The following is a 24,473-nucleotide window of genomic DNA, read 5'->3' as shown; positions in this document are numbered from 1 at the left end:
TATACTGTAAATTCAGGACATTTTTAGAAACACCGATGAATAGCTTTTCTTCAATCACTAAAGTTACATAAATTCAGGAGTAACTATTGTTTTTCTGAGTTTATAACAAAAATTACATATCCTTTTTTATACTCCTATCCCCAACTGGTTGCTAGGTTTTCAACTTAGCAACCTTTTTTAATGTTAAATTTATATAAAAATTTTTGTTTTTTATTTTTAAAAAAATATAAATATGTTATAATTAATTTATAGAAAAGAAGGGAAAGTAAAGATTAACTGATAACACGATTACAAGAAGTGGGAGATGGTTGGTCACTACAGCATAGAGAATCCAGAAGTCAAGAGTCGCATTCGACAAATGAAAACAGAAATTGATGTCACACAATCTCCTGGTTGACGAAAGAGAAGTATTCAGAATCAAAGATTTTGAAATTTGCTGAAAAAGATTCAACCGCAAGCGAAAAAACAAATAGGCAAGAGAATAAAGGAAACTTCTCTTTTAATGCAGTAAATCAAACAGAAGTTGCGAAAGAGAGTGAGATACAAGAAGCTACTAATCAGAATCTTACATCTCTACTTAACTCAAATCAGTCTGTATTGCAAGGACATTTGGACTGATCACTGCATATTGATCAACTAGTGATGGCTAACAAATATACTCAAACTACTTCAAAATTTGGATTTTCGGCTGCGCCAAAGCACCGTAATTTGCCGATCTTAAGTGACCTCATATTCCTAATATTGGGTCACTTAAGATCGACGAATTCCGAAAGCTTTCGCGTTGCCCAAAACCAAATTTTGAAGTAGTTTGAGTATATGACGAAGGTTAAACAAGCTTTACAAACAAAATGAGAAAGATGAAAAGTTGTATTGAAAGTTCAGGACATTTTTACAAACACACCGATGAATCTATCCAACTAAAAAGTTAAATGCTATATTCTTTTAAAAAAATTTAGGAGATGACATGGCAGGATTTAAGTGTTTATCAGATGAACAATGGCAACTCATTGAAGGTCTTATGGACCATACTTTTCCTTTGGAGAGAGGAACTCCTCGAAGTGATCTACGCAAAACCTGGAATTCAATACTCTTTATCTTAACGAGAGGATGTCGTTGGGCGGATCTTCCGACAGATTCCTCTCTTTTTATCCCTCGTTCTACAGCTCACAAATGGTTAAAGCAATGGAGTGTTGAAGGAGTTTTTGATAAGGTGATGAGTGGGCTATTACAGATAGCAATAATGGAAGGAAAAGTTGATCTTTCTCAAGTAGCTGTGGACGGTTCTTTTTCCCCCCGCTCCAGGAGGAGGGGAAAAAGTTGATTATGGTTATAAAGGCAAGGGAGTTCTGCTTCACTTGCTTATCGATAAAAACGGCAATGCAATAGCCATTACAACTACCGATGCAAAGGGGGATGAAAAACAGGAAGTTAGCAGATTGCTTACACAGCTTCCATTAAAGTCACTCAAAGGGCGAGTAGTTGTTCTTGAGGCAGACAAAGGTTATGATGCAGGCTGGTTACGTCAGTTTTTGTTAAACATGGGAATATTTCCTCTAATTCCCTATCGGAAAATCAAAGGAAGATGGGCGCCAGAAATTAACGAAGTTACCCATTTCTTCAAATTGAGCCCACAACGCTGGAARGTAGAACGAGCTTTTGCTTGGTTAAAAAGACGTTGTCGTCGGCTATTGATGCGATGGGAGCGTTTATTCGTGATATGGAATGGATTGGTAATATTGGGGGTAGTTTATACTTGGATAAAAAATTTAGTTGGATAGGTTCATGAACAGCTTTTCTTCAATCACTAAAGTTACATAAGTTCAGGAACAACTATCGTATTTCTGAGTTTATAACATAAATCACAGATCCTTTTTTATACTCCTATCCCCCCCCAATTGGTTGCTAGGTTTTCAACTTAGCAACTTTTTTTATGTTAAATTAATATAAAATTTTCGTTTTTTATTTTAAAAAAAATATAAACATGTTATAATTATATTATAACAAAGAAAGGGAGATAAACATGACAGACAAAATTAATCAAACTTCAGAAGTAAAATTTAACTCAGCTACTAGCCAAGATATTAAAGAAGATCAATGGTATGATCTTGCGCAACTAGTTTGTGACTTTGCAAAAGCCTGTAAATGGGCTGGAGGGCGGATCTTGTCAGCTCCATTGAATATGGGTTCTTGGCTAGTTGAGAAGGTGGGTGTATGTTTTAGCGGAGATTCAGGAATAGGAGCTACTAGTCCTGCTACTCCTTCCTATAGGCTAACTGATGATGGCGACTGGGGTGATGGCGATACATCAAATCATCGAGAAGTTCATGAAGAGGTGAATAGTTTGCCACAGGGAAACGCTAACAACGAGACAGCCGCTTGGCCTCCAGAAGGTTACGAAACAGTTGAGAGTTCTGATTCCGAAGCATTGCTAGAAGACGAGCAAGATGAATCAGTTAAAAAAGACATAGTAAAGCAAAAAACTACATTTTTAGTGGATTCTAAGAAACAGGTAAGCTTATCAAGTGAGGGACTAACTAATCCGAAGCCGCAAGAAATACCACTCGAAGAGAGATTGAAAAAATTTACTGAGACTTATTCTCTCAAGGGAAAAGATACAATTAATCGTTTCGCAGATACTTTCGCAAATGGATCCGACAAAGATACAACTTTGATTGATAAGATTTGGCTGAGAAAAGGTCGAGATAATACAGAGACTATTTCTCATATTAAAGGGAATATTTCTTGTCTAGTCGTTCCAAAGTTGGAAGAAGCAATTGATGAGGATAAGAAATATGTTTTTATCCCTATTTGCGACGACTCTGGAGTACTTACTACAGTATTTGAACTCGATCTTGAATCTCATGAGTTAACGCAATGTAATTTAACAGAGCAACATGATTTGGCAGATAAGTTTCGTGGAGAGCTTCAAATATATCTTATGGTAGAGCGGAATAAAGGAAGAGATAATCCTTATATAGATCTAGGAACAAGAATTGAGAATAGTCAACAATCCTCGCATCCAAAAGAACCTTCATTTATGGATCGTTTAAGATTTTTAAAATGACTTTGGAAAAGGGATTTAAAATGAATCTCTTTAAGACTTCTTTTCGAATTCCTTAGCTTGGTACTTTTTGTGAGTGCTCAAGTTATTGAGATGCAAATCTCAACAAAATTGCTTCACTCCTTCGGGAGTGAAGTTTTATTTTTTGTCTTCTTCTTCGAATTCTTTGTTTAGATCTTCTTCACGTTCATCTTCGGAGATGAGCTTTCCTTCGACCCACTCTTTGCAGAGGATGTAGACCGCTGCCATGATAAAGAGAATGGGCAAAAGAATTTTCCATGAGATGTTGAATTGGGCGATGATGAAAAAGCCGACAAATACAAGAAGGGTAAGCAGGGTGTCATGGTAACGCCCTTCGAGAAATTGCTTGAGGGCAAGAGGGACTCCAATCACGACCATGATGCCGGGCCACCATGCGTCAAGAAACATCACAACGGCGATGCCGATCAGAAAGAGAGCCGATGAAATGGCTTTAGCTCTTTTTTTAGAGGTGAGGGGATGTGCCATGACGAATTCCTAGTGTAAAATCCGGTGTTTCTTTTGGGTTGCTTTTTTATGTTTGGGCGACACAAAGGAACCTTTGTTAGCTGACACAATGGCTTCGGGGTAGGCTCGCATTTTTTCGATGTGTGTGTAGGGGAAAAACTCGGCGAGCATGTGGGGAGTATCGTCTCCTCGTTCGGCCATTTGAGAAGCGCTATAGAGGCAGAGGCCTGTTCCTGATCCGACTCCGTAACCTTCGAAGGAGGCGATATTGCCTTTAAGACTCACGGAGAAATCATTGCTTTTGAGTTTTGCTTCTCCAATGTGTTTTTGAAGAGTGAGAAAGTCGATGTCTTCTGTGTGCACTCCGTCATGAATGCGGACGGCGTAGACTTTGCTCGAGAAATGGTCGACAAAAAGGTCAATGCCTGTGATACGGTTGATTTTTGCGACTTTGGCAAGGTCTTGGGTGTTCATGGTGAACGCCCAGTGGGTATCTTTGCGTTCAGCTAAAGCAAAAACTGAGTCGACTCCTTGTGGAGTCGGAGTGTTTTTTCTAAAGATGGTTTGATAGGGAGCTGTTTTTCCACCACAATTTTCGGTCCAAGTGGAGGGAAAGGGTTGGTCTTCAAAAGTCATGACAAGATGGCGGGTACTTTCAATAGAGCGGTCAATTGCGGGGTTTTGGCAAGTGAGACCAACACCCTCGTAACAGACTTCATTTGCATCGACATGCCAGAAGGCATCGTGATTGAAGAGGGCACTATAGTAGGCATCTGTACGCGCGATGATAGCAACGGCATCCATGACAGATTCGGGGTAATCCCCATGAAACTTTTGCGGAAGGATGCTTTTTAAGTAATTTTCAACGGTCACCTCGTTGATGATGTTTAGCTTTTCTTCTACATGGTAGATTTCAAGGACACCAGAGTATTGAACTCCGTTGACGAGAAGTGTGGTATCAGGACTCGTTGGAATGATTTGAAGTTGGAAAATGCCAAGAAAGTCTTCTCCCCATTTGATTCCTTCTTTATGGGGGTAAAGATAAAAGCGTTTCCCATTGCGACCAGAACTGACTCGTTTCCCAGTTTCAGGATTGACCACTTCAAATGAACCGCGTGCTTCGAGAAGAGCTCCTGTTGAATCTTTATGAAGGAGAACTTTGATAGTTGCTGGTTTTTGATCTTCGGTGGTGCTGGCAACGATGTCAGATTGGTGAGCTTGTAAAAATGAAAAGTTCAACAGGCAAGCAAAAAGGGTCAGCAAAGTCTTTCTAAAATTCATTCGTCGGCTCCTTCTTTAGGTTGATAAGAACGGCCAAAGTGCTGAAAGGCCATCTGGGTTGCTTCGCGTCCGCGAGGGGTCCGTTTGAGAAACCCTTGCATGATGAGAAAGGGTTCGTTCACTTCTTCAAGGGATGAGGCTTCTTCACCGACGGCAGCAGCTATGGTGCCGATCCCAACGGGGCCTCCTTTGTGATGTTCAATGATGTGCTGAAGAAAACGTTTATCCATTTCGTTCAGTCCACGGAAATCGATGTCGAGCATTTCTAAGGCAGTGCGTGTCGAGACTTTATCGAGACGGTTATCGGTGCGCATTTGAGCGTAATCGCGAACCCACTTAAGGAGGTTGTTGGCGGTGCGTGGGGTACCTCGGGAGCGGAGGGCAATTTCCATGATCGATTCGCGATTGATGTTGACCGTTAAAATTTTTGAAGAGCGTTCAAGGATGTCAGCGAGAAGTTCTGGAGCATAGTAGTCGAGACGGCTGGTAAATCCAAAGCGAGAGCGGAGGGGACTACTAAGCAGACCAATCCGAGTAGTGGCTCCAATGAGGGTGAACCGGTTAAGTTTGACTTGAACAGTGCGCGATTGAGGACCAGAGTCAAGGAGTAGATCAAGGGAAAAGTCTTCCATTGCGGGATAGAGATACTCTTCGACATTTCGGCTTAAACGGTGGATCTCATCGATGAAGAGAATGTCTCCTTCACCGAGGTTGGTTAAAATTCCTGCCAAATCAGCGGGTTTTTCGATCGAGGGGCCAGATGTGACAACGAGATTCGTGCCCATTTCTTGTGAAATGATGTAGCCGAGTGTTGTTTTTCCAAGTCCTGGGGGACCGTAGAAAAGGGCGTGTCCAAGGGGCTCTTTTCTCTTTTTAGCGGCACCGACGAAAACATCGAGTCTTTCGCGGACTTGCTCTTGTCCAATAAACTCTTTGAGTGTTAGGGGGCGGAGTTGTTTTTCTAGCTTTTGGTCGCGTTGGGCCCACGAAGATTGAATAAATGACTGATTCATAAAACACCGTTATCCATAAGCAATATCCACATGAAAAAATACTAGCAGGAAAAGGATTTCGCGCGCTATATCTATTCGTAAAAAACCGAAAAAAATATGCAGGTATTTCGATGACGTTAAAATCAGACAAGTGGATTCGCAAAATGGCTCTAGAAGAAGGGATGATTGAACCTTTCGTCGAAGGTCAAGTGCGCATGGTCGAGAATGAAAAAATTGTAAGTTATGGTCTCTCGAGTTACGGGTATGATCTTCGTGTAGGTCCTCAGTTTAAGGTCTTCACAAATGTGTACAATTCAATTGTGGATCCAAAGAATTTTCACGAAGATGCGTTTGTTGACATTGAAGCAGATACTTGCATCATTCCTCCAAATTCATTTGCCTTAGCAGTGAGCGTTGAGTACTTCCGCATTCCTCGTAATATTTTGACCCTCTGTATTGGAAAGTCGACTTATGCACGTTGCGGAATCATTGTCAATGTGACCCCATTTGAACCCGAATGGGAGGGGTTTGTGACAATCGAGATTTCAAATACAACACCTCTTCCTGCAAAGATTTATGCTAACGAAGGGATTGCGCAAGTGCTCTTTTTAGAAGCGAATCAAGTTTGCGAAACTTCTTATGCAGATCGTAAAGGGAAATACATGAAGCAAGTGGGAATCACAGTTCCTGTGATTTAGTCATGCTTAAAGCAAGAGAAAGCAAAGGCAAGATTCTTTCTTTTTTTCTCACCAACTGGTGGATAGGCGCGTTTATTTTGATGGCAATTGCTCTTTATGCTCAGGCGCTTTATCAGAAAAACCAGCTTGCTTCCCTTTTGCAGAAAAAGGCTGAGCTACTAAAAAAAGAAAAAGAACTAGCAATTCGGGATCAAGAGCAGCTAAAGCTTCGGATCAAAAGTGAAGAAGATCCCGAATGGGCATTGCTCGTTTTGAAGCAGCGATTGGGTGTCGTTGAAGAGGGTGAAACGAAAGTCATTTTTAAAAAGAGGTCCCAGTGACTCTTGCTTTAATCATCGTTCTCATGTTGCTGATTATTGGATCTGCAGTTTTGTCAGCGTCAGAGACGGCTCTTTTTTCCCTCTCTTCGATGAGAGTGCGTGCGTACCGTTATGGAAATGATCCTCGTGGAAAACTGATTAGCAAACTTTTATCTGAGCCGCGCAAATTACTCGTGACGATTTTGATGCTGAATGTGCTCATGAACATTCTCGTTCAAAACGTCGTTTCAGGTCTTTTTGGGACGTTTTCGAGTTGGCTCTTTACAGTGGGCCTCCCTCTTGCTCTTACGTTGATTTTCGGGGAAGTGATTCCGAAAACGATTGCTTATCCTATGAACAATTGGATTGCCTATCGTGTTGCGCCCTTTATTCGGATCATGGAGTGGATTGTCAAACCTGTCCGTGACGTGATTACTTTTTTAACGAGTGGGATTTCTCGTTTTTTCTTTTTCTTTTTAAAGCATGAAAAAGAGATTTCGATTGAGGAGCTCAAGTACGCCTTGAGGACTTCCAAAGAGACAGGAACGGTTTCTCAAGAAGAAGCGACCCTTGTGCGCGGGTATCTCAATCTCGAAGAAGATTTAGTGAAAGAACTGATGTGTCCTCGAGGAGAGGTTCTCTTTTTTGATATCAACGAGCCTCTTTCGAAATTGGTCCATCTCTTTGTCGATGAAGAGTGCACCCGGATTCCAGTTTGTAACCGTTCGCTAGAAAATATTCTTGGGGTGATGACAAGCGGTAGTTTTTTCCTGCACCAAAGCCGGATCAAAACAGCGCACGATTTAGTCCCTTTTTTACGCAAACCTTTTTTTATTCCCGAATCGACTTTGTGCCGCTCTGCTTTAAAACAGTGTTATGAAAAAGAAGAGACGATGATGATCGTAGTTGATGAATATGGCTCAATCTCAGGTCTACTGACATTGGAAGATCTCGTGGAAACTGTGATCGGACAAATCGCTGATCGACGGGATCAAAAAAGTCACTACAGCCAGTCATCGCAGGATATTGTCATTGCGAGTGGAAAGTTGGAACTGACCGAGTTTGAAGAAATTTTCGATTACCACTTAGAAAGCCCAAATAACATGGCGACAATCGGTGGGTGGTTGACAGAGGAATTGGGCGATATCCCTAAGAGTGGGACCAAGTACCAAACACGGGACTTTTTATTTCACGTTCTGTCATCTGATGTGAATCGGGTCAGGCGTGTCTACATCCGCCGTCTGCGGCATGGAAAGAAAAAGTCAAAGGAGAAGAAAGACGATGGCTAAATCGTGGCAATACTTTCTCCTTTTGCTAGTTGTAGCACTCATTGTGCAAGGGTTTTACTCGATGCTTGAAATGGCGTGTGTTTCGTTCAATCGAGTCAGATTGCAATACTATGTGAGTAAAAATAGTCGGCGCGCAAAGTGGCTGAGTAAGCTACTCAGTAATCCTGCCAATCTTTTTGGGGCTACGTTGATTGGGGTGAATGGATCGCTTCAGTTCGGTTCAGAATGTGCTCGTCGTTTGTATTCGTCTTTAGGGCTCAATCCCGATTGGTCAGCTTTATCTCAGGTTTTTATTGTTTTGATCTTTGCTGAATTGGCTCCTATGTTTGCTGCTCGTCGCTATGCTGAAAATGTGACGATGCTCGGCATTCCGATCCTTTATTTCACTTCGATTATTCTCCGTCCAATCACGATGATTCTTGAGGGGATCTGTCGAGTGGTAAACTGGCTTTTTGGCGTCAAAAAAGAAGCGGCTTATCTTTCACGTGATGAGCTTCAACGCGCTATTGAAGAAAGAGATGACACGCTTTCTTTAGAAGAGAAAGCAGAGTTTGATCCTGTTCTCTCTAATATCTTTTCGCTTAAAGCCAAAACAGCAAAAGATTTGATGAATCCCATCAATCGGGTCAAACTGATTTCTTCAGAAGGGACAATCGGGGATTTACGCACCATTTTAGGTCTTGAAGCAATGCCATTTATCCCTGTCTTTCACAAAACAAAAAACAACATTGTAGCCATTGCATTTCCTCGGGATCTTCTTCGCTATGGAGATGAAATTCGTCTCCGTCCTTACTCACGTCCCCCTTGGTTTGTGATGGAGAAAAACTCGATTCTCGAAATCATCAAAGAATTTCGCCGCAACAATCAAAGTCTAGCCATTGTTCTCAATCAAGCAGGCTTGGCTGTAGGGGTGTTGACGCTTGATGCTGTTGTTGATGAAATCTTTGGACAACGTGATGATTGGGTTTCATTTGGCGAGTTTACTCCAGAAAAACACCGCGTTCTCGTTGATCGCGTACTTCCAGGAGAAACCAAGGTTGCTGAAATCAATCTTTGGTTCAAGCTCTCTCTTCCAGGAGAAGAAGATGAGACGTTAGATGAGCTCATGACTCGCTTAATTGGCCACCGACCAGAAAAAGGAGAACCGCTCCGTGTGGGAGAAGTTGAGCTCATGGTTGAAGAAACATCGCTCATTGCAGGTCGCACGATATCCATTCGCTCAATATAACGGTCATGAGATGTATACTCAAACAGCTTTTGAAATTATTTGAATACAAGTAATTATGTAATGTTTTTTTATAAAAAAATTTATAAAAAATTATTTATTTTACAAAAAAGATAAAAGAAATAAGATACAGAATAAGGGAGAAAGGGTTTAGCTGGAATTTTCTTGCTATGAAATAGCAAAATGCCAAGTAATCGTTCCATTATCAAGTACAATATCCTTTCTCGTTAAAATTTTATCAGATAAACACAAGTTGTTCCCATCTAATAATTTGGGTTATAAAGAAAGTCCGGTTTATCGGAAAAATCATTAAATTTTTGGTTATGAAACATTTAAAAAGGGATATTTATGAAATCAAAATTGCCTATCTTAGAAAAAGATACCCAGGGCTTTATTGATAAATTAGCTTCTAAAAAGGGAAAACCCATTTATGAAATGACTCCGGAGGAAGCTCGCGCATTTTTAGAAAAAATGCAATCTGGATTTACTGACAAGCTGCGTGTAGATACCGAAGATAAAACGATTCCTGTTGGCCCCAATGGCCAAGTTTCGATCAAAATCTTTCGCCCCCAAGGAAATAAACAAGCTTTACCAGTTCTTATGTATTTCCATGGAGCAGGTTGGGTTATGGGAAGTCATAATACTTTTGACCACCTTGCTCGATTATTGGCAATTAAAGCCAAAATAGCCGTTGTGTTTGTTAATTACTCTTTATCTCCCGAAGCTCAATTTCCTATTGCAATTGAAGAAGCCTATGCTGCAACTCAATATATATCCGAGCATGGGAAGCAGTTTAATCTTGATAGTTCGCGTATTGCAATTGGTGGAGATAGCGTTGGAGGAAACATGACAATTGCAGTATCCATGCTTGCAAAAGAAAGGAAAGGTCCAAAATTTCTTTTTCAACTACTCTTTTATCCAGTCACCGATGCTAAGCTCAATTCAAACTCTTACAAACAATATGCTAAAGGACCATGGCTTACGAAAGCCGCTATGGAGTGGTTTTGGAACGCTTATGAACCTAAAACTTCTGCTAGAAAAAACCCTTTAATGTCTCCTCTTGAAGCATCTATAGAACAAATTAAAGACTTACCTTCTGCTTTAGTTGTTACAGCAGAACATGACGTTTTACGAGATGAAGGTGAAGCTTATGCTCATAAGCTAACTCAAGCTGGGGTTCAAGTGACAGCAACGCGGTTTTTGGGCACAATACATGATTTCCTCATGATTAATGACTTAGCACACACTCCTGCGGCACAAGGAGCTATTAACCTTGCAACAATTCATTTGCACCAAGCTTTATATTCGGAGCAAGAAATATCAATATCAAAAGTTGCTTAAGTTTAAAAATGAAGTGGGTTGAATAAATAAATTATTCAACCGTATGAATTTATACTTAAACAACTTCAAAAGTTGAGAATCGTACACCTTTTGATATTTAATTCTTGGGTTAATTCGGGAATCCGAGCATAATGCCTCTCTTTAAACTAGAAGAGTGATATTTATATGAGTATTTTATCTGGAATGGTGACTTCGGCCTATCAGGGGGCATGTCGCAATGGATTTAACGCAGCAGCTGCGAGCTATTTTCTCAATTCTGATTGGTTTCATCAGATGGCAAAAACGGCAAATCTTGCTGAAGAGTACATGCCTGAGACACTTGAGCCAGAAAAAATGTTCATCTTTGGTGTGGTTGCAGGTGTAACAAAGGGGCTTACAACAGAGCTTCTTGAAGCCACCGATCGATCAACTCTCAATATTCAAAAAAGTACCCAATTTATCTTTAAAATTTGCGCGCTTAGCATCGCTTTTTTTGCAGCATATAAGGCGACAGCCTATTTTTCTGAGCGTTTTGGATACCCAGGAACAGTAACGCGCTCAGTCATGATGGTTGAGAGTATTGATTTGATGCACCAACTCCTTTTTTACAAAATTAAAAGTCCTATAGAGCCTCATCCTCATTGGGGAAGACGGGTGTAGCTTTCTACAGCTTCTGAGATGATTTTGGTGGCCTGAAGCACCTCTTCTTCGGTATTCATCCGGCTAAAGGAAAAGCGAAGAGAGCAGCTTGCTTCTTCTTTGGGAAGCCCCATGTTCAGGAGAACACGTGAAACTTCAAGGGCTCCTGCGGAGCAAGCGGTAGCATGACTTGCTGCAATTCCTTTCATATCGAGGTGAATGAGGAGTGACTCTCCATCCACTCCTGGAAAGCAGAGGTTGCTTGTATTCGCAACACGTGGGCCGGTTCCGTTGATTTGCAAGTTGGGAATCGATTTTTGTAAAGTCTTTTCAAAAAGGTCGCGCAAGTGATGCATGTGAGCCGAATAGGCTTTACCTTCTTTTTCAAGAAGAGAAATCGCTGTTGCGAGTCCAACAATTCCTGGAAGATTTTCTGTGCCGGCGCGTAAGTGACTTTCTTGATTTCCTCCTAAAAAGAGGGGAGAAAGGGGAGATCCAGAGCGGAGAAAGCAAAAACCAATGCCTCTTGGACCATGAAATTTATGCGCAGAAAATCCCATGCCAGTCACTCCATGTGGGATTGCAAAAGGTTCTTTCCCTAGGAGGGCGACTCCGTCGAGAATGAGGGGGATATTTGCCTCTTGCGCAATTTTTGCAATGGAGTCGATGTCGAGTTTGACACCTGTTTCACTGTTGACGGCAGATAAGATGATAAGTTTGGTGTCTTGGCGAATAGCTGCTACAACTTGCTTGGGCGAAGGCGCACCGGCTTTTCCAGGTGAAAGGAAAGAGACGTGATAACCTGCTTGCTCGAGAGTTTGCATGTTTTCATAGACACAAGGGTGATCGAGGTCGGTAGTAATGAGATGAGCTCCTTTAGGTGGAAGGGAACCGCGGATTAAGAGATTCATCGATTCGGTTCCACCTGAGGTAAAGAGAATCTCTTGAGGTTTCACTTTCAGGAAGCGAGCAATCGTTTGACGGGATGTCAGCAGAGTTTTCTTCGCTTCTTGCCCAAAAAAGTGAACGCTCGAAGGGTTTTGCGGACCCTTAGCAAACTCTTGCATCATGACCTCAGCAACGAGAGGGTCAATTGGGGTTGTTGCATTATGATCGAGATAAATCCTCTTCATTAACGTGGACACTCACAATAGTAATGTTGTCATTTCCGCCATTCTTTTTGGCGAGTTCTATGAGCTCCAAAGTGATATCTTTGGGATCTTTCGATTGACGAAGGATTGAAGAAATTTCTTGATCTGTGACGCAATCGGTCAGCCCATCTGAACACATCAAGTATAAATCATCGACATTGACTGGTGCAATATGGATTTCTGCTTCGACGTCTCCGTGAGTCCCGATGGCTCGAGTAAGTACGTTCTTATAGGGGAAAGGCTTATTGGGAGACTCATAAAACTTTCCTTGAGAAATGAGCTCATTTTTGAGTGAGTGGTCAATAGTGAGCTGATCGAGTTGCCCTTGTCTGAACCGATAAATCCGGCTGTCTCCCACGTGGCCGTAAATGAGAGAATGTTCATGAAAGAGAAGGGTGCAAAGGGTGGTTCCCATTCCTGAGTACTCTTTTCTCTTTTTACCCAAGTGATGGACCCAGCTGTTTGCATTTTCAATGCAGAGTTTTGTAAAGGAGCAAAGGTCGAAAATATTCCACTCTTTTTCACTTGAGACAAAGAGTTCTTCGACTGACGAGCAAACAAAGCGAACGGCTTCTTTGGCAGCCACTTCTCCTGCATTGTGACCTCCCATTCCATCTGCTAGGGCAAAGAATCCACTTTCGTCAAGATAAGACCACACATCTTCATTATTTGATCGGACGAGACCAATGTCTGAAAGCCCGTAAGAAGAGAGCTTAAAACGAAAGTGATTCATTAGGGATTCTCCTCCTTGTAGGAAATAGAAGGGTCGTTAACGACTCCCATAAAGAGAAGAAGTTTAGTTTTAAGGTCGGCAATGCAGTAGAAAAAGGGATGATTGGCATTAAAAGGTTTAGGGGCTTGGTCGGGAAGGGTTGATTTCAAGTTGAATTGTACGCCTGAAGCGGCTGCAGCAAAGATGCCTCCTTCATCGATTTTTACATAGCTTTCGTGAAATGCATCGCTAATGTAGATGTTTTTTGCGCCCGTGATTCCCGAAAAATCTGCACTAGGTGAAAAAGCATCATCCATTCCAATCGAAAGGAAGAAGTTTTTCAGAAAAAAACGTTTGCTGAAGGCAAATTTAGGTAAGTGGATATCAACTCGCGCGTTTTCAAATTTATTTGTAAAGTCGAGAAAGGCTGCAGAGCTTTGTTGTTGCTGCGCATAATAGAAGTCAAAAATATCAGTCAGTAGGGTCTCTTTGGGAAGGAAGATGATCAGGGCAAGATTTGGTTGGGTGTCTTCACTTATGAGAGGAAGAGCGAGAATTTGGGAGTTATCATCTTCATAGTAGGGAAAGGTTCCAATTTGCTGCATGGTTGGAACGTTTATTGAAACCTTATTGCTTGTTAAAAAGGGTTTAGACTCTGTCAGTTTTGAGCTAAAGGGAGAGTTCCAGGGACCTTGCAGAAAGAGCCCATTTGTCAAGAGCAGGACAGTTGATGGGCTAATGTCTTGAGGAGACAATAAATGTTTGATGTTTCCACCAGTTTCCTCTGAAACCCAGGCATTGATAGTTTCGGCTGCGGTAGTAGGCGCTCCGAAATCAATTTGTTGGACATCACCGTTAAAGTCTTTTGCAACGATTTCTTTGTATGTGGAAAGGACTGAGAGATTGTCATCGATCCACATTCCATTTCCAATCTTGAGTTTATATCCATGCTGGGATGTGGGAGCTAGAAGGTAGTCGGTCAGCTCTGCAAAAGCTGTTCCTAATTGATTTTGGGGGAGGGTCATCGAGAGAACTTGCGCTATTTGCTTAGCTGTTTTTCCTTTTGCACCCATATAAGCCATAAGAAAAGACGATTGAATAGAGTAGGGAGAGGCGAGAGGATTATCTCCCTTTTTCATCAGGTAAAACTCAAGCAGAGCTGCTTGGTTTAAATCGTCGATTAATGTTTCTGTTTGTTTTGAGAGAGCACATTCAAGGCTGCCGCAAATTCCGAAGAGAAATCCTAAGATAATGAGCAGAGCTCTTTTCATAGAGACCCAGTTAGCTTGAAAATAAAACTATACGAATAACACTTATTGAATTGAATGTCATGTGTAAAGCGATCGGAGCGATCAAAGATTTTCGTTTTTCATAGAGAAAACCGAGGTATAATGCGAGGGTAAATAGTGATAAAATAAGGGTAATGTTGCTGATTCCCTGGGTGGGTGAAAAGTGAAAAGCTGCAAAAATAAATGCAGTAGAAAAAAGGGCTTTAATGAAACCGATTTTAGATTTCAGATAGGTTTGCATAAAGCCACGGAAAATACACTCTTCTAAAATAGGAGCTGCTAAGACAGTTGAAATTGTCGCAACTGTAAGAAGATAGGGAGATTCAGCAGACAACCGGATGAAGCGAACTGCAATTTGTTCCACACGTGAAGTGCCAAAAGCAAGGGAGGTTAACAGGTCTCCAATTTGGTCAACACATGCCACAACAGAAAAGCTGATCACCCATGTTAAAACGCCAAGCTCAAAATCTTTAATGGCAGACGGAAAGGTGAATTGTTCTTTCCAAATGCGTTTAACAACATTTTGATCTTGAAAAAGGGAAAAAATGATCACAAAACAGGTGATGATCATGATTGAGAGAACTTGAACTGTAGCTATAAAAAGGGCCGGATGAGCCTGAAAGGCAGTTTCCAGAGGACTATATACAAGGGAAAAGAACTTGAGAGCAAACGGAACAGCGAAAATAAAGAGCACTAAGTAAAGGAGGATACCGATAATTGGGTATTGAATGCGAGGGGCGGGAGAGCTTTCTCCGAGCTTAAAAAAACCACATTTTTTAGCAATCCATGTAACAATGGCTCCCATGAGAGCAAAGAGTCCTGCTTGTTCAAGATGCTCGATAATGACTTCTTCCACTAACGACTCTTAGAAAGGAGGATGTAATCTTCAATTCGTTTGGCGATTTCTTTAGAAAATTGGCTGTGAGCCAGTCCGAGTGGAGTGATTGAAAAAGACATCTTTTTCCATTTCTCAGAACTTTGTTCTGTGAGATCCGAAGGCTTGGGAATCAAGTGACTTTGGTGGAAAAGTTCTTGCAACACAATTTCAGGTTTTTCCCCACGTAGATCGAAGACACGGACACGCATGGTCATTGAGAGTTCACATGAGGGAGTCAACTTGTCGAGAAAATTTTTATTTGTAGCTTTGGGGTGAATGTCATGCTCTACAAGCTCTGCAAAGACAACGAATTCCTCTTCACCAAACGCTTTTCCAATCCAAGCGTAATCACGTGAGAAGGGATCATTTGTTTCATTAAGCGTTTCGATCTCGGCATTGATTTGCTCTGGGGTATTGATGTAAAACTGACTTTGCTTCAAGAACCGTTGACGCAACTGATCTGTAAATTCTTCCGAGAGGCTCCAGGAAATTTTAGCTCCGCTTCGGTCAAAAACGGGAACAAGTGCTACAATAGGCTTTGATCTTCCATCATCATAGTAACGAGTCGCTTGTTCGTGTACGTTTTTCGAACACCCAAAGGAGACGAGGCAAAGGGCGAAAATGAGGCAGAGGTTTCTAAACATTTCAAACTCCCAGAAGATTTTCTTATGATACTATCAAAGAGCTTTCTTTTTTCCAAAGAGAACAGATGTATAGGGTTGCAATTTGTCTAAAGTTTGCACTTGACTTGCAGTAGAAAGGAGGATCTCCCATCCTTCTTTTTCGAGCTGATACTCTTGAGCAGAGGGATTGAAAGCGATGAAAAGCTCCTCTCCAAGGGTAAGCCCTAAGTAATCCTTTTCTTCCCACTTCACTGCTGAGGGAAAGGTTTTTTGACGGAAAATCGGGTGGGATTTACGCAAAGCGATCAGTTTTTGAATGAACTCAAAAAGAGGAGAAGCTTGATCCCAAAGGAAGTAGTTGAGCTCATTATCTTGACAATAAGCATTGTTGTTTCCTTCGCGCGTATGAGCGTATTCATCTCCCATAAGGAGCATTGGGATTCCTTGAGCAATAAAAAGTGCGACCATGAAATTACGCATTTGTTGGAGGCGCAAGTTAAGGATGGCTTGATCAGTTGTTTTCCCTTCCACACCACAATTCCAGCTTTCATTGTCATTGGCGCCATCTTGGTTTTGCTCGCCATTTTGCTCATTGTGCTTTTCGTTGTAAGAGACGAGATCATGCAAGGTAAACCCATCATGAACTGTGATAAAATTAATACTATGCTGAGGAGTTCCTTTTTCGGTGTAGACATCTGGAGATCCGAGAAGGCGGTTTTTCATCGCTTCGATATTTCCATCTCCTCGAATAAACTTGCGTACATCGTCACGGAATTTTCCGTTCCATTCTGCAAACCTCCAAGAAGGGAAGGTTCCGACTTGGTATAACCCAGCTGGGTCCCAAGGTTCTGCAATCATTTTTGTAGGAGCAAGAATCGGATCACTTGCAATACGTTTGATCAGAGGTGGATCTTGAATAGGCTTTCCATCTTCACCGCGGGTCATAATCGAGGCTAAGTCAAAGCGGAAACCGTCAACATGGAATTCAGTGACCCAATAGCGCAATGAGTCAAGGATGAAATCTTGCACGACGGGATGTTGGCACTTCAATGTATTTCCACACCCAGTGTAATTGTGATAGCCGTTTTCATCGATGATGTAATAAGTGGGGTTATCTAGGCCGCGAAAAGAGTGGTAATAGTTTTGATCATTTCCTTCTGATGTGTGATTGTAGACGACGTCTAGTATCACTTCAATCCCTTCGCGGTGGAGTTCTCGAATGAGAAACTTGAGATCTTCTTCTTTTCCAAAGCGACGCATCGGAGCAAAGAAGTTCGATGTCGAATAGCCCCAGTAATTGAAGAGTTTTCCCCCTGTTCCAGGACTGCGACGTAGGTTTTCCGTTTCATTAAACTCGTGGATCGGCATCAATTCGACGGCATTAATCCCGAGCTTTTTTAAATAAGGAATTTTTTCGATCATTCCCAAGAACGTTCCTGGGTTTTTCGAGCCGCTAGAGGGATGCATTGTGAAGCTTCTCACGTGCATTTCATAGATGATTAAATCTTCTGCAGGAATCATCGGGCGAGAGGTATGTTCCCAATCAAATGGCATTTTCGTTTCATAGAGAGCTCGCATCGGAGTATGGTGGTTTCCCCATGTGTCGCTCGCATTCACAGCTCGTGCGTAAGGATCGACAAGATCCATTTCCTTGCAAAATAATAACCCTTTACTAGGATCATACGGCCCTTCTGCTTGATAGGTATATTCAAAGGTGTAAGGGAGGTTAGTGACGCATAAATGCCAGTAGTCATCACTACGTTCCATAGGAAATTCGGCAAATGGCGTCTTTTGGCCTATTTCAAATAAGCGGAGTTTGATATTTGTGGCATGGTGGGAATAGACAGCGAAATTGATTCCTTTTTCGGTTGGGGAGCTACCTAAAGGGAGTTTAGATCCGGTTGTAAAGGATGGGTTCATGTAAACTAATTATTTAAATTGAGCTACTTCCTTCCGCAGTATAGGAGCTCACGTCATTTTGCAAAATTAATTTTTTAAACCTCTTGATTTCAGTGGATTATGATGTGTATAGTTAAATTTTTAATATTGAAAAACAAATATTTTACTGTTATAATTGAAAGTGGTTTCTGAGAGATAGATCCCGAATAAGTGGGTTTACGCCGAAAAGAAAGTCAAGAAATGATGAATTTTTTGTTGCTATTTTTTTCTCAGCCTGAAAAACTTCTTTCTTTAATGTGTTCATGTATGAACGCGAAAAGATACAAACAAAATTCAAGGAGGAGACATCGATGTCTTTGGAAAACGCAAAAGCTAATCTTAGAGAGTTTGGAAAAGAGCTAAATCTCGAAGGACTGGCTTTCGATGAAAACCATACCTGTATTCTAGGGATTGACAATACCTTTTCTCTCCACTTGACATACGAGCCGAATTCAGATCGTCTCTACCTTTATTCTCCCATCTTGGATGGTCTACCAAAAGATGATCCAACCAAACTTAAACTTTACGAAGCATTGTTAGAAGGTTCGATGCTTGGTGGCCAAATGGCTGGTGGTGGAATTGGTGTTGCTGTCAAGGAAGAGCTCATTTTGATGCACTGCGTGCTCGAAATGGGAGCTGGCGCTGATACATCTTCACTTCGCCGCTTTGCACCACTCTTTGTAGAGTCGGTTGAAAAGTGGAGAGATCGCGCGAAGAGAATTATGGAAGGTCATGATGTACAAATTGAGCGTCCACAAGCTGGCATGCAGCCTGGACACCGTCCTGGTGGCGATCAGCCAAAGCCAGGCGATCGTTTTATCAAGATCTAATCTCGATTCTTAGACAGAAAGCAATTAAGAAAAGCAGCCATAAAAGGCTGCTTTTTTGTCTCAAAAAAATAGTCATCTCTAAAATAATGACTAAAACCCTTTGCGGTAGAATTCGGTCCAACGTAGGTCTTCTTTTTCCTGATTCGTATGGGCTGTCTTTTTTGTTGGGAAAGCGCTCTGATCAGATCTTTTGAGAACCTTGACTTCTTCAATTTTCCATCCCAAGAAGTCCATATTTCTCATCGCTAATTTTTGCTCTTCACTCATATTTTTAAGGAACTGTGAAAGAGCTAGACCTGGCTCAAGGCGACTTGTAATGGCTTCTTTTTTCTTCACAAGGATAGGGGGACCTAGGAGTTGATAAAGGGTATCTTCAAACCACTCATCTTGAGGATTACCAATCATGTAGTAGCTTGTTTCATCTTCATTTTTCGCCTCATTCCCTCCGCGATCGAGCTTATCCTTACAAATATCTTTCATTGAAGTTACTTGATACCGCCCACTTTTGGTCTCTATCTCAGAAAGCCTAAAAATGAGATCCTTTCTCATGAATGTATAAGCGAGTTCAATAAAGACTTGCCATTCGCGCAGAGGATAAGGCTCTCTTGGCTTTGTAGGGCTAAATCCCTTAAAGTCAATTTCCTCTTTTCCATCAAAAAATTCCCTATGAATCCTCTGCAGTAATCCTCTTAGCTCGGTTAAATACTCTGCTCGCAAGCCTGCATTATCCCAGAAAACTTTAGGCAACATATTTTGTGCATAGACCCCTTTCCAAACATCATCTTGTTGATTAAAGGTTTCCACAAAAGCATCGATCAGATCTTCAAATCTCGTGATGTTAGAATAAGGATCTTGCCTCTTGAAAAGAGTTCCTTCAACTGATTGAGTCAAAACAAATTCATTATCATGTCTCGTTTGTAATCCCTCAATAACCTCAACGCGGTCTCTTTCATTTTCCACTCCTCCGGGGATTCTTCTTTGGTGGTTGACGTATAAGTCTCCTTCGCCTCTTGCTGCTTTTGCATAAAGCATTTCTTCATATTCAGGAGCAACTGCTTCACCGCTTCTAGGAGCGACATCATAGCCACTCCAGTAAGAAAGAGATCGCCCAAGCATTCCTCCTAAAATTTTCCAGTAACTTCCAGGCGTAACAGGGCACCCATGACGGAAGTAATCGACCGTTTGGACTTTCCCAGTTTCTCGATGGCGGTAGACATAGGAATTACGTAAATGGGGGACGTTTTTAGTTCCGATAAAGTCTTCAGTCCCTAAGGCTCCAGACCCTTTTTGTCCCTGAAGGGCAGCTGTGGATTTACCAAGAATGTCTTTAGGAGCATGCTTGATATCTTCATTTCTCTCATGGATTTTTCTGACGAAGTTTTCTGCAGTCACGGGCTCAAGATCTTCGGACTGGCTTCGGTGATGCCTACTTGTTCCTACAAATAAGTCTGTAACCTCTTTTAAGTGACTATGAATTTCGGGTAAGAAGATTATTTCTGAAAGCTGCCGAATGACACGACGGCAAAAAAGATTCTCCCTAAAATCGTATGCATTCATTTCTTCTTCAGGCTTCAAGCGGAACTCTTGATAATCTGTATGCACAATGGCAGCACGTAGACTGTTGATGAGGACCTGCCTTTGAGTTCTAGCATCATTATAGCTGCCAAAAGCGGATTGAGGATTTAGGTCAATCGATGACGTGACAGCTTGAAGTGCACGGTAAATGGCTTGATATAAAGTATTATGAGGATTTTTTTGGGCTAACCACCTAGCATGATTACAGAAATAATTAACATCACATGATTCATTAAGGATTCTTGAGTATTCCTCTAAAGCTACCCGATATTTTCTTGTTTTACTTGGATGGCCATTGTCACCAACATAGTAACTGTGCGTCCACCATTTCGTTTTTTGAGCTTCATAAAACTGAGTTCTATTTTGCTTGTTTTGTTCGGCTTCAGATCTCATTTGTTCTTCGGATTTGGGTGAATCAAAATTGAAGTCGAAAAGCTCATCTAGAGGGTCCATTTTTTCTTTTTCTTTCTCTTTTCTTTTCTCTGAGACCTCAGGAGTTGATACTTTCGTTTCACACTTGCTTGCTAACTTAACCATTTCCTCAATAAAAACTTGAGTTGCACTTTGAAAAGCATCTAAATGGTATTCGACGGCCTCACCTTTATTCAGAATTTTCATTAGAATTTGTGTATTTGGGGAAGGTTGTCTCTTACCATCAATGCGTGGCTTTAACATAGATCCTAACCGCTGTGGGAAGGTAAGATACATACGTAGATGTTGTTTCTGATCGATTAAATCAAACACAACTTTTTTGACGTTGCTTAGTGCATCCCAGTCCTTCTTTGGATCAAAAAATTCTAGCCCTTCAAATTGAGATGCTGGAACATCTCTATTTAGGCTACTACAGCTTGAGGCTTCAGCCTTTGGGATTTCATGTGGCTGATTGGCTAGTGCAGACATCTGTTGAACACTCTGCTCCTTCTGAGGAGGTATGAAAACAGTGGTAACATTCGGTCGTAAGCTTTGCAATCTTGCCTCTTTTTCTACTTCTTGTGTAAGGCGAAGTGAAGTAGAATGCAATGGCAAATCACTAGAACCGAGGGATGATATAGCTGGGGTAGAAGGAGGAATTAAGATTTCAGGAACATCAGGGCTTGCAGAAAGGGGAGAGAGGTCATACTCTAAAGCAAGTGGATGAGGAGTTCTCATAACCGAACCTTGATGGTCTAAAGCAAATTGTTTAGAGGCACTTGCAACAGATTGCTGGTTTCTTCGCGCTTGGATGGCAAGACCTTGAATAAGAGCTGCAATGGGAGGATGGCTTAGGTTGAGATGAGCAATGCATCTCATCCCACCACTTATAATTCCTATTTTGGCTCTCATATTTGCAGAAGGACCAATCGGACCTTCATTTGCAAGAGCTGGAACGTCGTTTTGAGACTGCTTCATCATACGATAAAACTGACTGAGGACTTCTGGATCGTTTGGATCAAAAGCAATCTGAATCCTTTCACCTTCCATTTCAATCTCAATTGCTGTGGCTTGTGCATTCTGCATTAGGTTTGCAAGCTCACTACGAGCGCGCCTTTCATTTACAACTTCAATTTGTCTACCTTCATGCATTAAAGGGGCTGAGGGACTTGCAGGATTGTATAGAAGTGGAAATACAACGCTGTTTCTCGGCTCCTTATTCTTCCGGACTACAAGCTTTCTTTGCTTAGGAGAAACCTCATTTAAATTCTCTTCCTGTCTCTCCTTGTCGAAAAAACCGAATGTTACAATCGTTGTAATGGCACCTAAAAGCGTCCAAATAGAAAATCCAGGCTGTTCATCTAGAATCGGCTCTGTCGTAGTGCATGTTCCTTTATAGAGATAAGACATATCCAAAATCGTAAAAGGATCGTTTTTGTTTGATGCTGTGATGATTTCTTTTTTGGGAGGGGGAAGGACGATGGGTTCATAAACAGGGGGAGTTGCAAAGGGTTGTGGAGCATCAGTTGCAGCATTGTAAGCAGGGTCGATGAGTGGTGAGGAGATTCTCGTCATACTGTTATTTTCTAAGCAAGGCTTAATGGCTAGAATGGAGAGAGAGAAAGCCTCAATTTTTTGCGCAGATTCTAAAGAAGGTTCCCAAGAGCGGTCTTTAACTGAGATAACATGTCTTCGTTTAACAGGATGATCAGTAACTTTACTTCCTTTAGGAATTGTCAAAGAATGAGCATCTACTGAGCAGACTTCTTCGCGAACTATAGATACAGCTCTGTTATTTGCCTCAACTTTCGAGGGGCGGTTGATCTCGATGAGGGTTCGATTTGTTAAGGCAAGCTGTGGTACAAGTGAGGTGTCAGATGGGGAAAACTCTTCTGTGATGACAGGTATGGTTGCATTTTTTGCAAAGGGAAAAATGAAGGGCTCTATCATATGAAGGGAGCCAGTTTCACGTGTTGCTTGAGAAATAGGAAGGGGCGTTGAAGTCAATACAAGGCAGTTGTTTTCAGGGCAAACATCCCGAGGATCTGTTTGCTTTTGATGAGCGAGGAATGAAAGGGTAAAAGCATCAATTTTTTTCGTCGATTCATCAAAGATCCATGATTGGTCATGGACTGTGATATTCGGGCTTGCTACCGGATGGTCGACGACTTTACTTCCACTCGGGATCATTAAACAATTGTTATCTGGACAGAAGTCAAATTTTGGGAGCGAGACTTCTTCTGATGGTGAAGGAATGATCTCTTGTGTTTTATTTTGATTTATTGGCTCTTCTGCTGTCGATGTCGAAGCCCCATAATAAAGACTTCCGAGAGCTGCAATAGCAGGAACTGCAACAACCATTACAATGAGTCCTACAGTAAGGACTTGTTTTGGTGTGACTCTTCCAAAGAGGTAATAGGGCTCAATTCTTTCTTCCCCTTCAAAGAAAAGAGTATCTATATCAAAAAAAAGATAATCAATATCGGTGCTTAATTTCTCTTCAAATCGATCGGCAAAAACGCGGCGCATTTCAAGAGGAAATTCCTTCTTCAAATTGTCATTTATTTCGAAGGCATCCCAGTAGGTTTTGAGTTCTCCCATAGTCAAAGCATTCACATCGCCTTTAGTCTGCGGAAAAACGAGATAGGGAAGGGTGATTTTTTCTTTAAGCTTTCTTTGCGTTTCCAAGTCAAGCGCTCTCCACTTCTCAGGATGCGCAATGAGATCGTTTTTCACCCATGACAAGTCAGTCTTACTGAGTAAATCCACTTGGATAGGCAATGCCCAATCGATCCATTCAGTTTTTGCTGGAGGAAACCCTTGTTCATAGAACTGTTTTGCAAGCTCGGGAGATATTGCGGTATCTGAGAGTTGCGCTATGAGATGGGTCCAAGTGAGCTGCTCAAGTGAGAGTTTTGTAAGAGATTCAGGAAAGGAAGGGAGCTCTCCTTTTACGTAGTCCCGTTTTGAAGGGAGGAGATGATTCTGCAAAAAGAGTTCGTTGAGCTCTTTTTTTTGCTCCAGTGTGAGAAAACTGAGATCTTGCTTTTGGACAACTTGCAGACTTTCTTTTGTCCAACCATCGCCTATTCCAGAACATTTACCTAAGGGAATTGTTAAGGCATGTTGCAAGGCTAAGGTGAGATTCTCTTTTTGATCTGTATGATCCATAAAAAAGGCTTTCACATGTTGCAGTTGTGAAGTACCAAGGTTATCGAGGTCCTTGAGTTTTTTTGGCGTTTCCCAGTGGTATTGATCTACGAAAGATTTCCCGATCGAATACAAGGTAAAAATGGTCGTTTTCACAAGTAAGCTTGTGACTGCGGTACGAACAGCTGTTTCAAAATTCAAACGAATGGCCGAGTGAATGGCCCATTTTCCAATGATATAGGGAAGTGCGATTGTACTGAGTGCAAGACCCATCACTGTTGCCGCAACATGAAGCTCTGGAGAATCTGCTTTAAAGACTTTTTTTACAGCGTAGATGGATAGTGCTTGAGTTGCTGATGAAGTTAAAGCCCCTACACCATAAGGGTCTAGAAGTGTCACTTGACGCGTCATTAAAGAAATAGTTTGACTCATTGTAAATGAGCATAAATCAATACAAGATTCCCATCGCTGGTAAAGCGATGAGCTATTGGGGCCCGCCATTATATTTTCCTTTTTTTTTGTCTCTCTTTTAATATTTTAAAAAAGAGTGAATAGATTATATGTAAGGTAGGGAAAAGAGTCTATCAAAGAAATAATTTCAATCTTAAATATTCAAAGAACTATCTG

The 24,473-nt window shown here is 41.5% G+C and carries 21 protein-coding genes; 11 read left to right on the top strand and 10 right to left on the bottom strand.

The features are described from left to right. The first annotated feature begins 393 nt into the window (after window positions 1-393). The 4 genes from SNE_RS07555 (at window position 394) to SNE_RS07540 (ending at window position 3,064) form a co-directional block, all read left to right on the top strand. Complete coding sequence (locus SNE_RS07555) at window positions 394-618, top strand: hypothetical protein (RefSeq protein ID WP_013943799.1); 225 nt, start codon at window positions 394-396, stop codon at window positions 616-618. 346 nt (window positions 619-964) lie between these two features. Beyond that, window positions 965-1,321 (top strand): transposase, encoded by a 357-nt coding sequence (locus tag SNE_RS07550; RefSeq protein ID WP_013943592.1) that lies wholly within the window; start codon window positions 965-967, stop codon window positions 1,319-1,321. Then, the gene (locus tag SNE_RS07545) at window positions 1,272-1,778 is read left to right on the top strand and encodes a transposase (RefSeq protein ID WP_079891495.1); all 507 of its coding nucleotides are present in this window, start codon (window positions 1,272-1,274) and stop codon (window positions 1,776-1,778) included. The genes SNE_RS07550 and SNE_RS07545 overlap by 50 nt, the downstream gene beginning before the upstream one ends. A 242-nt stretch (window positions 1,779-2,020) precedes the next feature. Next, entirely contained in the window at window positions 2,021-3,064 is a 1,044-nt protein-coding gene (locus SNE_RS07540) for a hypothetical protein (protein ID WP_013943798.1), read from the top strand. A 135-nt stretch (window positions 3,065-3,199) separates the two neighbouring features. On the opposite strand, the gene SNE_RS07535 is transcribed toward SNE_RS07540, so the two are convergent. Genes SNE_RS07535 through ruvB form a run of 3 tightly spaced genes read right to left on the bottom strand, consistent with a single transcriptional unit; the run spans window position 3,200 to window position 5,841 of the window. Then, entirely contained in the window at window positions 3,200-3,568 is a 369-nt protein-coding gene (locus tag SNE_RS07535; protein WP_013943797.1) for a hypothetical protein, read from the bottom strand. A gap of 9 nt (window positions 3,569-3,577) precedes the next feature. Further along, entirely contained in the window at window positions 3,578-4,828 is a 1,251-nt protein-coding gene (locus SNE_RS07530; protein WP_013943796.1) for a SpoIID/LytB domain-containing protein, read from the bottom strand. Further along, entirely contained in the window at window positions 4,825-5,841 is a 1,017-nt protein-coding gene (ruvB, locus tag SNE_RS07525) for a Holliday junction branch migration DNA helicase RuvB (RefSeq protein WP_013943795.1), read from the bottom strand. Before ruvB ends, SNE_RS07530 begins: the two co-directional genes overlap by 4 nt. A 110-nt stretch (window positions 5,842-5,951) precedes the next feature. Here ruvB and dcd point away from each other — a divergent pair, with 110 nt between their 5' ends. The 6 genes from dcd (at window position 5,952) to SNE_RS07495 (ending at window position 11,311) form a co-directional block, all read left to right on the top strand. Then, window positions 5,952-6,518, top strand: coding sequence for a dCTP deaminase (gene dcd, locus SNE_RS07520; protein ID WP_013943794.1), 567 nt, complete (start codon window positions 5,952-5,954; stop codon window positions 6,516-6,518). A 2-nt stretch (window positions 6,519-6,520) separates the two neighbouring features. Next, on the top strand, window positions 6,521-6,838 hold the full coding sequence (locus SNE_RS07515) for a hypothetical protein (protein WP_013943793.1): 318 nt from the start codon (window positions 6,521-6,523) through the stop codon (window positions 6,836-6,838). Further along, on the top strand, window positions 6,835-8,106 hold the full coding sequence (locus SNE_RS07510; protein ID WP_013943792.1) for a hemolysin family protein: 1,272 nt from the start codon (window positions 6,835-6,837) through the stop codon (window positions 8,104-8,106). The genes SNE_RS07515 and SNE_RS07510 overlap by 4 nt, the downstream gene beginning before the upstream one ends. Continuing rightward, entirely contained in the window at window positions 8,099-9,334 is a 1,236-nt protein-coding gene (locus tag SNE_RS07505) for a CNNM domain-containing protein (protein ID WP_013943791.1), read from the top strand. Before SNE_RS07510 ends, SNE_RS07505 begins: the two co-directional genes overlap by 8 nt. A gap of 345 nt (window positions 9,335-9,679) precedes the next feature. Beyond that, the gene (locus SNE_RS07500; RefSeq protein WP_013943790.1) at window positions 9,680-10,672 is read left to right on the top strand and encodes an alpha/beta hydrolase fold domain-containing protein; all 993 of its coding nucleotides are present in this window, start codon (window positions 9,680-9,682) and stop codon (window positions 10,670-10,672) included. Between the two features lie 165 nt (window positions 10,673-10,837). Next, window positions 10,838-11,311 carry a hypothetical protein gene (locus tag SNE_RS07495; RefSeq protein WP_013943789.1) on the top strand — a complete coding sequence of 158 codons (474 nt, stop codon included), beginning with the start codon at window positions 10,838-10,840 and terminating at the stop codon, window positions 11,309-11,311. Here SNE_RS07495 and SNE_RS07490 read toward each other — a convergent pair. From SNE_RS07490 to SNE_RS07465, 6 genes are read right to left on the bottom strand one after another with little or no spacing between them, the layout of a single operon-like run. Further along, a complete protein-coding gene (locus tag SNE_RS07490) occupies window positions 11,290-12,423 on the bottom strand; it encodes a cysteine desulfurase family protein (protein ID WP_013943788.1) in 1,134 nt (377 codons plus the stop codon). The genes SNE_RS07495 and SNE_RS07490 overlap by 22 nt on opposite strands. Further along, the gene (locus SNE_RS07485) at window positions 12,398-13,174 is read right to left on the bottom strand and encodes a Stp1/IreP family PP2C-type Ser/Thr phosphatase (protein WP_013943787.1); all 777 of its coding nucleotides are present in this window, start codon (window positions 13,172-13,174) and stop codon (window positions 12,398-12,400) included. Before SNE_RS07485 ends, SNE_RS07490 begins: the two co-directional genes overlap by 26 nt. Beyond that, on the bottom strand, window positions 13,174-14,424 hold the full coding sequence (locus tag SNE_RS07480) for a serpin family protein (RefSeq protein WP_013943786.1): 1,251 nt from the start codon (window positions 14,422-14,424) through the stop codon (window positions 13,174-13,176). Before SNE_RS07480 ends, SNE_RS07485 begins: the two co-directional genes overlap by 1 nt. 10 nt (window positions 14,425-14,434) lie before the next feature. Then, a complete protein-coding gene (locus SNE_RS12350; RefSeq protein WP_013943785.1) occupies window positions 14,435-15,298 on the bottom strand; it encodes a CPBP family intramembrane glutamic endopeptidase in 864 nt (287 codons plus the stop codon). Next, complete coding sequence (locus tag SNE_RS07470; protein WP_013943784.1) at window positions 15,298-15,963, bottom strand: CT253 family lipoprotein; 666 nt, start codon at window positions 15,961-15,963, stop codon at window positions 15,298-15,300. The genes SNE_RS12350 and SNE_RS07470 overlap by 1 nt, the downstream gene beginning before the upstream one ends. A gap of 33 nt (window positions 15,964-15,996) precedes the next feature. Further along, complete coding sequence (locus tag SNE_RS07465) at window positions 15,997-17,862, bottom strand: glycogen debranching protein (protein ID WP_013943783.1); 1,866 nt, start codon at window positions 17,860-17,862, stop codon at window positions 15,997-15,999. 329 nt (window positions 17,863-18,191) lie between these two features. Here SNE_RS07465 and SNE_RS07460 point away from each other — a divergent pair, with 329 nt between their 5' ends. Further along, window positions 18,192-18,710 carry a CesT family type III secretion system chaperone gene (locus SNE_RS07460; protein WP_041418927.1) on the top strand — a complete coding sequence of 173 codons (519 nt, stop codon included), beginning with the start codon at window positions 18,192-18,194 and terminating at the stop codon, window positions 18,708-18,710. A gap of 90 nt (window positions 18,711-18,800) precedes the next feature. On the opposite strand, the gene SNE_RS07455 is transcribed toward SNE_RS07460, so the two are convergent. Next, the gene (locus tag SNE_RS07455) at window positions 18,801-24,278 is read right to left on the bottom strand and encodes a hypothetical protein (RefSeq protein WP_013943780.1); all 5,478 of its coding nucleotides are present in this window, start codon (window positions 24,276-24,278) and stop codon (window positions 18,801-18,803) included. Window positions 24,279-24,473 lie beyond the last annotated feature (195 nt).

This window comes from Simkania negevensis Z, from assembly GCF_000237205.1.
Classification (GTDB): domain Bacteria; phylum Chlamydiota; class Chlamydiia; order Chlamydiales; family Simkaniaceae; genus Simkania; species Simkania negevensis.
The sequence above is the reverse complement of the archived record's forward strand: the minus strand, read 5'-3'. Positions and strand labels throughout refer to the sequence as shown.

What these genes read in the sequence shown, in the direction of transcription:
- SNE_RS07550 (WP_013943592.1), top strand. Translation starts at nt 965, where the DNA reads ATGGCAGGATTTAAGTGTTTATCAGATGAACAATGGCAACTCATTGAA.
- SNE_RS07540 (WP_013943798.1), top strand. Translation starts at nt 2,021, where the DNA reads ATGACAGACAAAATTAATCAAACTTCAGAAGTAAAATTTAACTCAGCT.
- SNE_RS07535 (WP_013943797.1), bottom strand. Translation starts at nt 3,568, where the DNA reads ATGGCACATCCCCTCACCTCTAAAAAAAGAGCTAAAGCCATTTCATCG.
- SNE_RS07530 (WP_013943796.1), bottom strand. Translation starts at nt 4,828, where the DNA reads ATGAATTTTAGAAAGACTTTGCTGACCCTTTTTGCTTGCCTGTTGAAC.
- ruvB (WP_013943795.1), bottom strand. Translation starts at nt 5,841, where the DNA reads ATGAATCAGTCATTTATTCAATCTTCGTGGGCCCAACGCGACCAAAAG.
- dcd (WP_013943794.1), top strand. Translation starts at nt 5,952, where the DNA reads ATGACGTTAAAATCAGACAAGTGGATTCGCAAAATGGCTCTAGAAGAA.
- SNE_RS07515 (WP_013943793.1), top strand. Translation starts at nt 6,521, where the DNA reads ATGCTTAAAGCAAGAGAAAGCAAAGGCAAGATTCTTTCTTTTTTTCTC.
- SNE_RS07505 (WP_013943791.1), top strand. Translation starts at nt 8,099, where the DNA reads ATGGCTAAATCGTGGCAATACTTTCTCCTTTTGCTAGTTGTAGCACTC.
- SNE_RS07500 (WP_013943790.1), top strand. Translation starts at nt 9,680, where the DNA reads ATGAAATCAAAATTGCCTATCTTAGAAAAAGATACCCAGGGCTTTATT.
- SNE_RS07495 (WP_013943789.1), top strand. Translation starts at nt 10,838, where the DNA reads ATGAGTATTTTATCTGGAATGGTGACTTCGGCCTATCAGGGGGCATGT.
- SNE_RS07490 (WP_013943788.1), bottom strand. Translation starts at nt 12,423, where the DNA reads ATGAAGAGGATTTATCTCGATCATAATGCAACAACCCCAATTGACCCT.
- SNE_RS07485 (WP_013943787.1), bottom strand. Translation starts at nt 13,174, where the DNA reads ATGAATCACTTTCGTTTTAAGCTCTCTTCTTACGGGCTTTCAGACATT.
- SNE_RS07480 (WP_013943786.1), bottom strand. Translation starts at nt 14,424, where the DNA reads ATGAAAAGAGCTCTGCTCATTATCTTAGGATTTCTCTTCGGAATTTGC.
- SNE_RS07470 (WP_013943784.1), bottom strand. Translation starts at nt 15,963, where the DNA reads ATGTTTAGAAACCTCTGCCTCATTTTCGCCCTTTGCCTCGTCTCCTTT.
- SNE_RS07465 (WP_013943783.1), bottom strand. Translation starts at nt 17,862, where the DNA reads ATGAACCCATCCTTTACAACCGGATCTAAACTCCCTTTAGGTAGCTCC.
- SNE_RS07460 (WP_041418927.1), top strand. Translation starts at nt 18,192, where the DNA reads ATGTCTTTGGAAAACGCAAAAGCTAATCTTAGAGAGTTTGGAAAAGAG.
- SNE_RS07455 (WP_013943780.1), bottom strand. Translation starts at nt 24,278, where the DNA reads ATGAGTCAAACTATTTCTTTAATGACGCGTCAAGTGACACTTCTAGAC.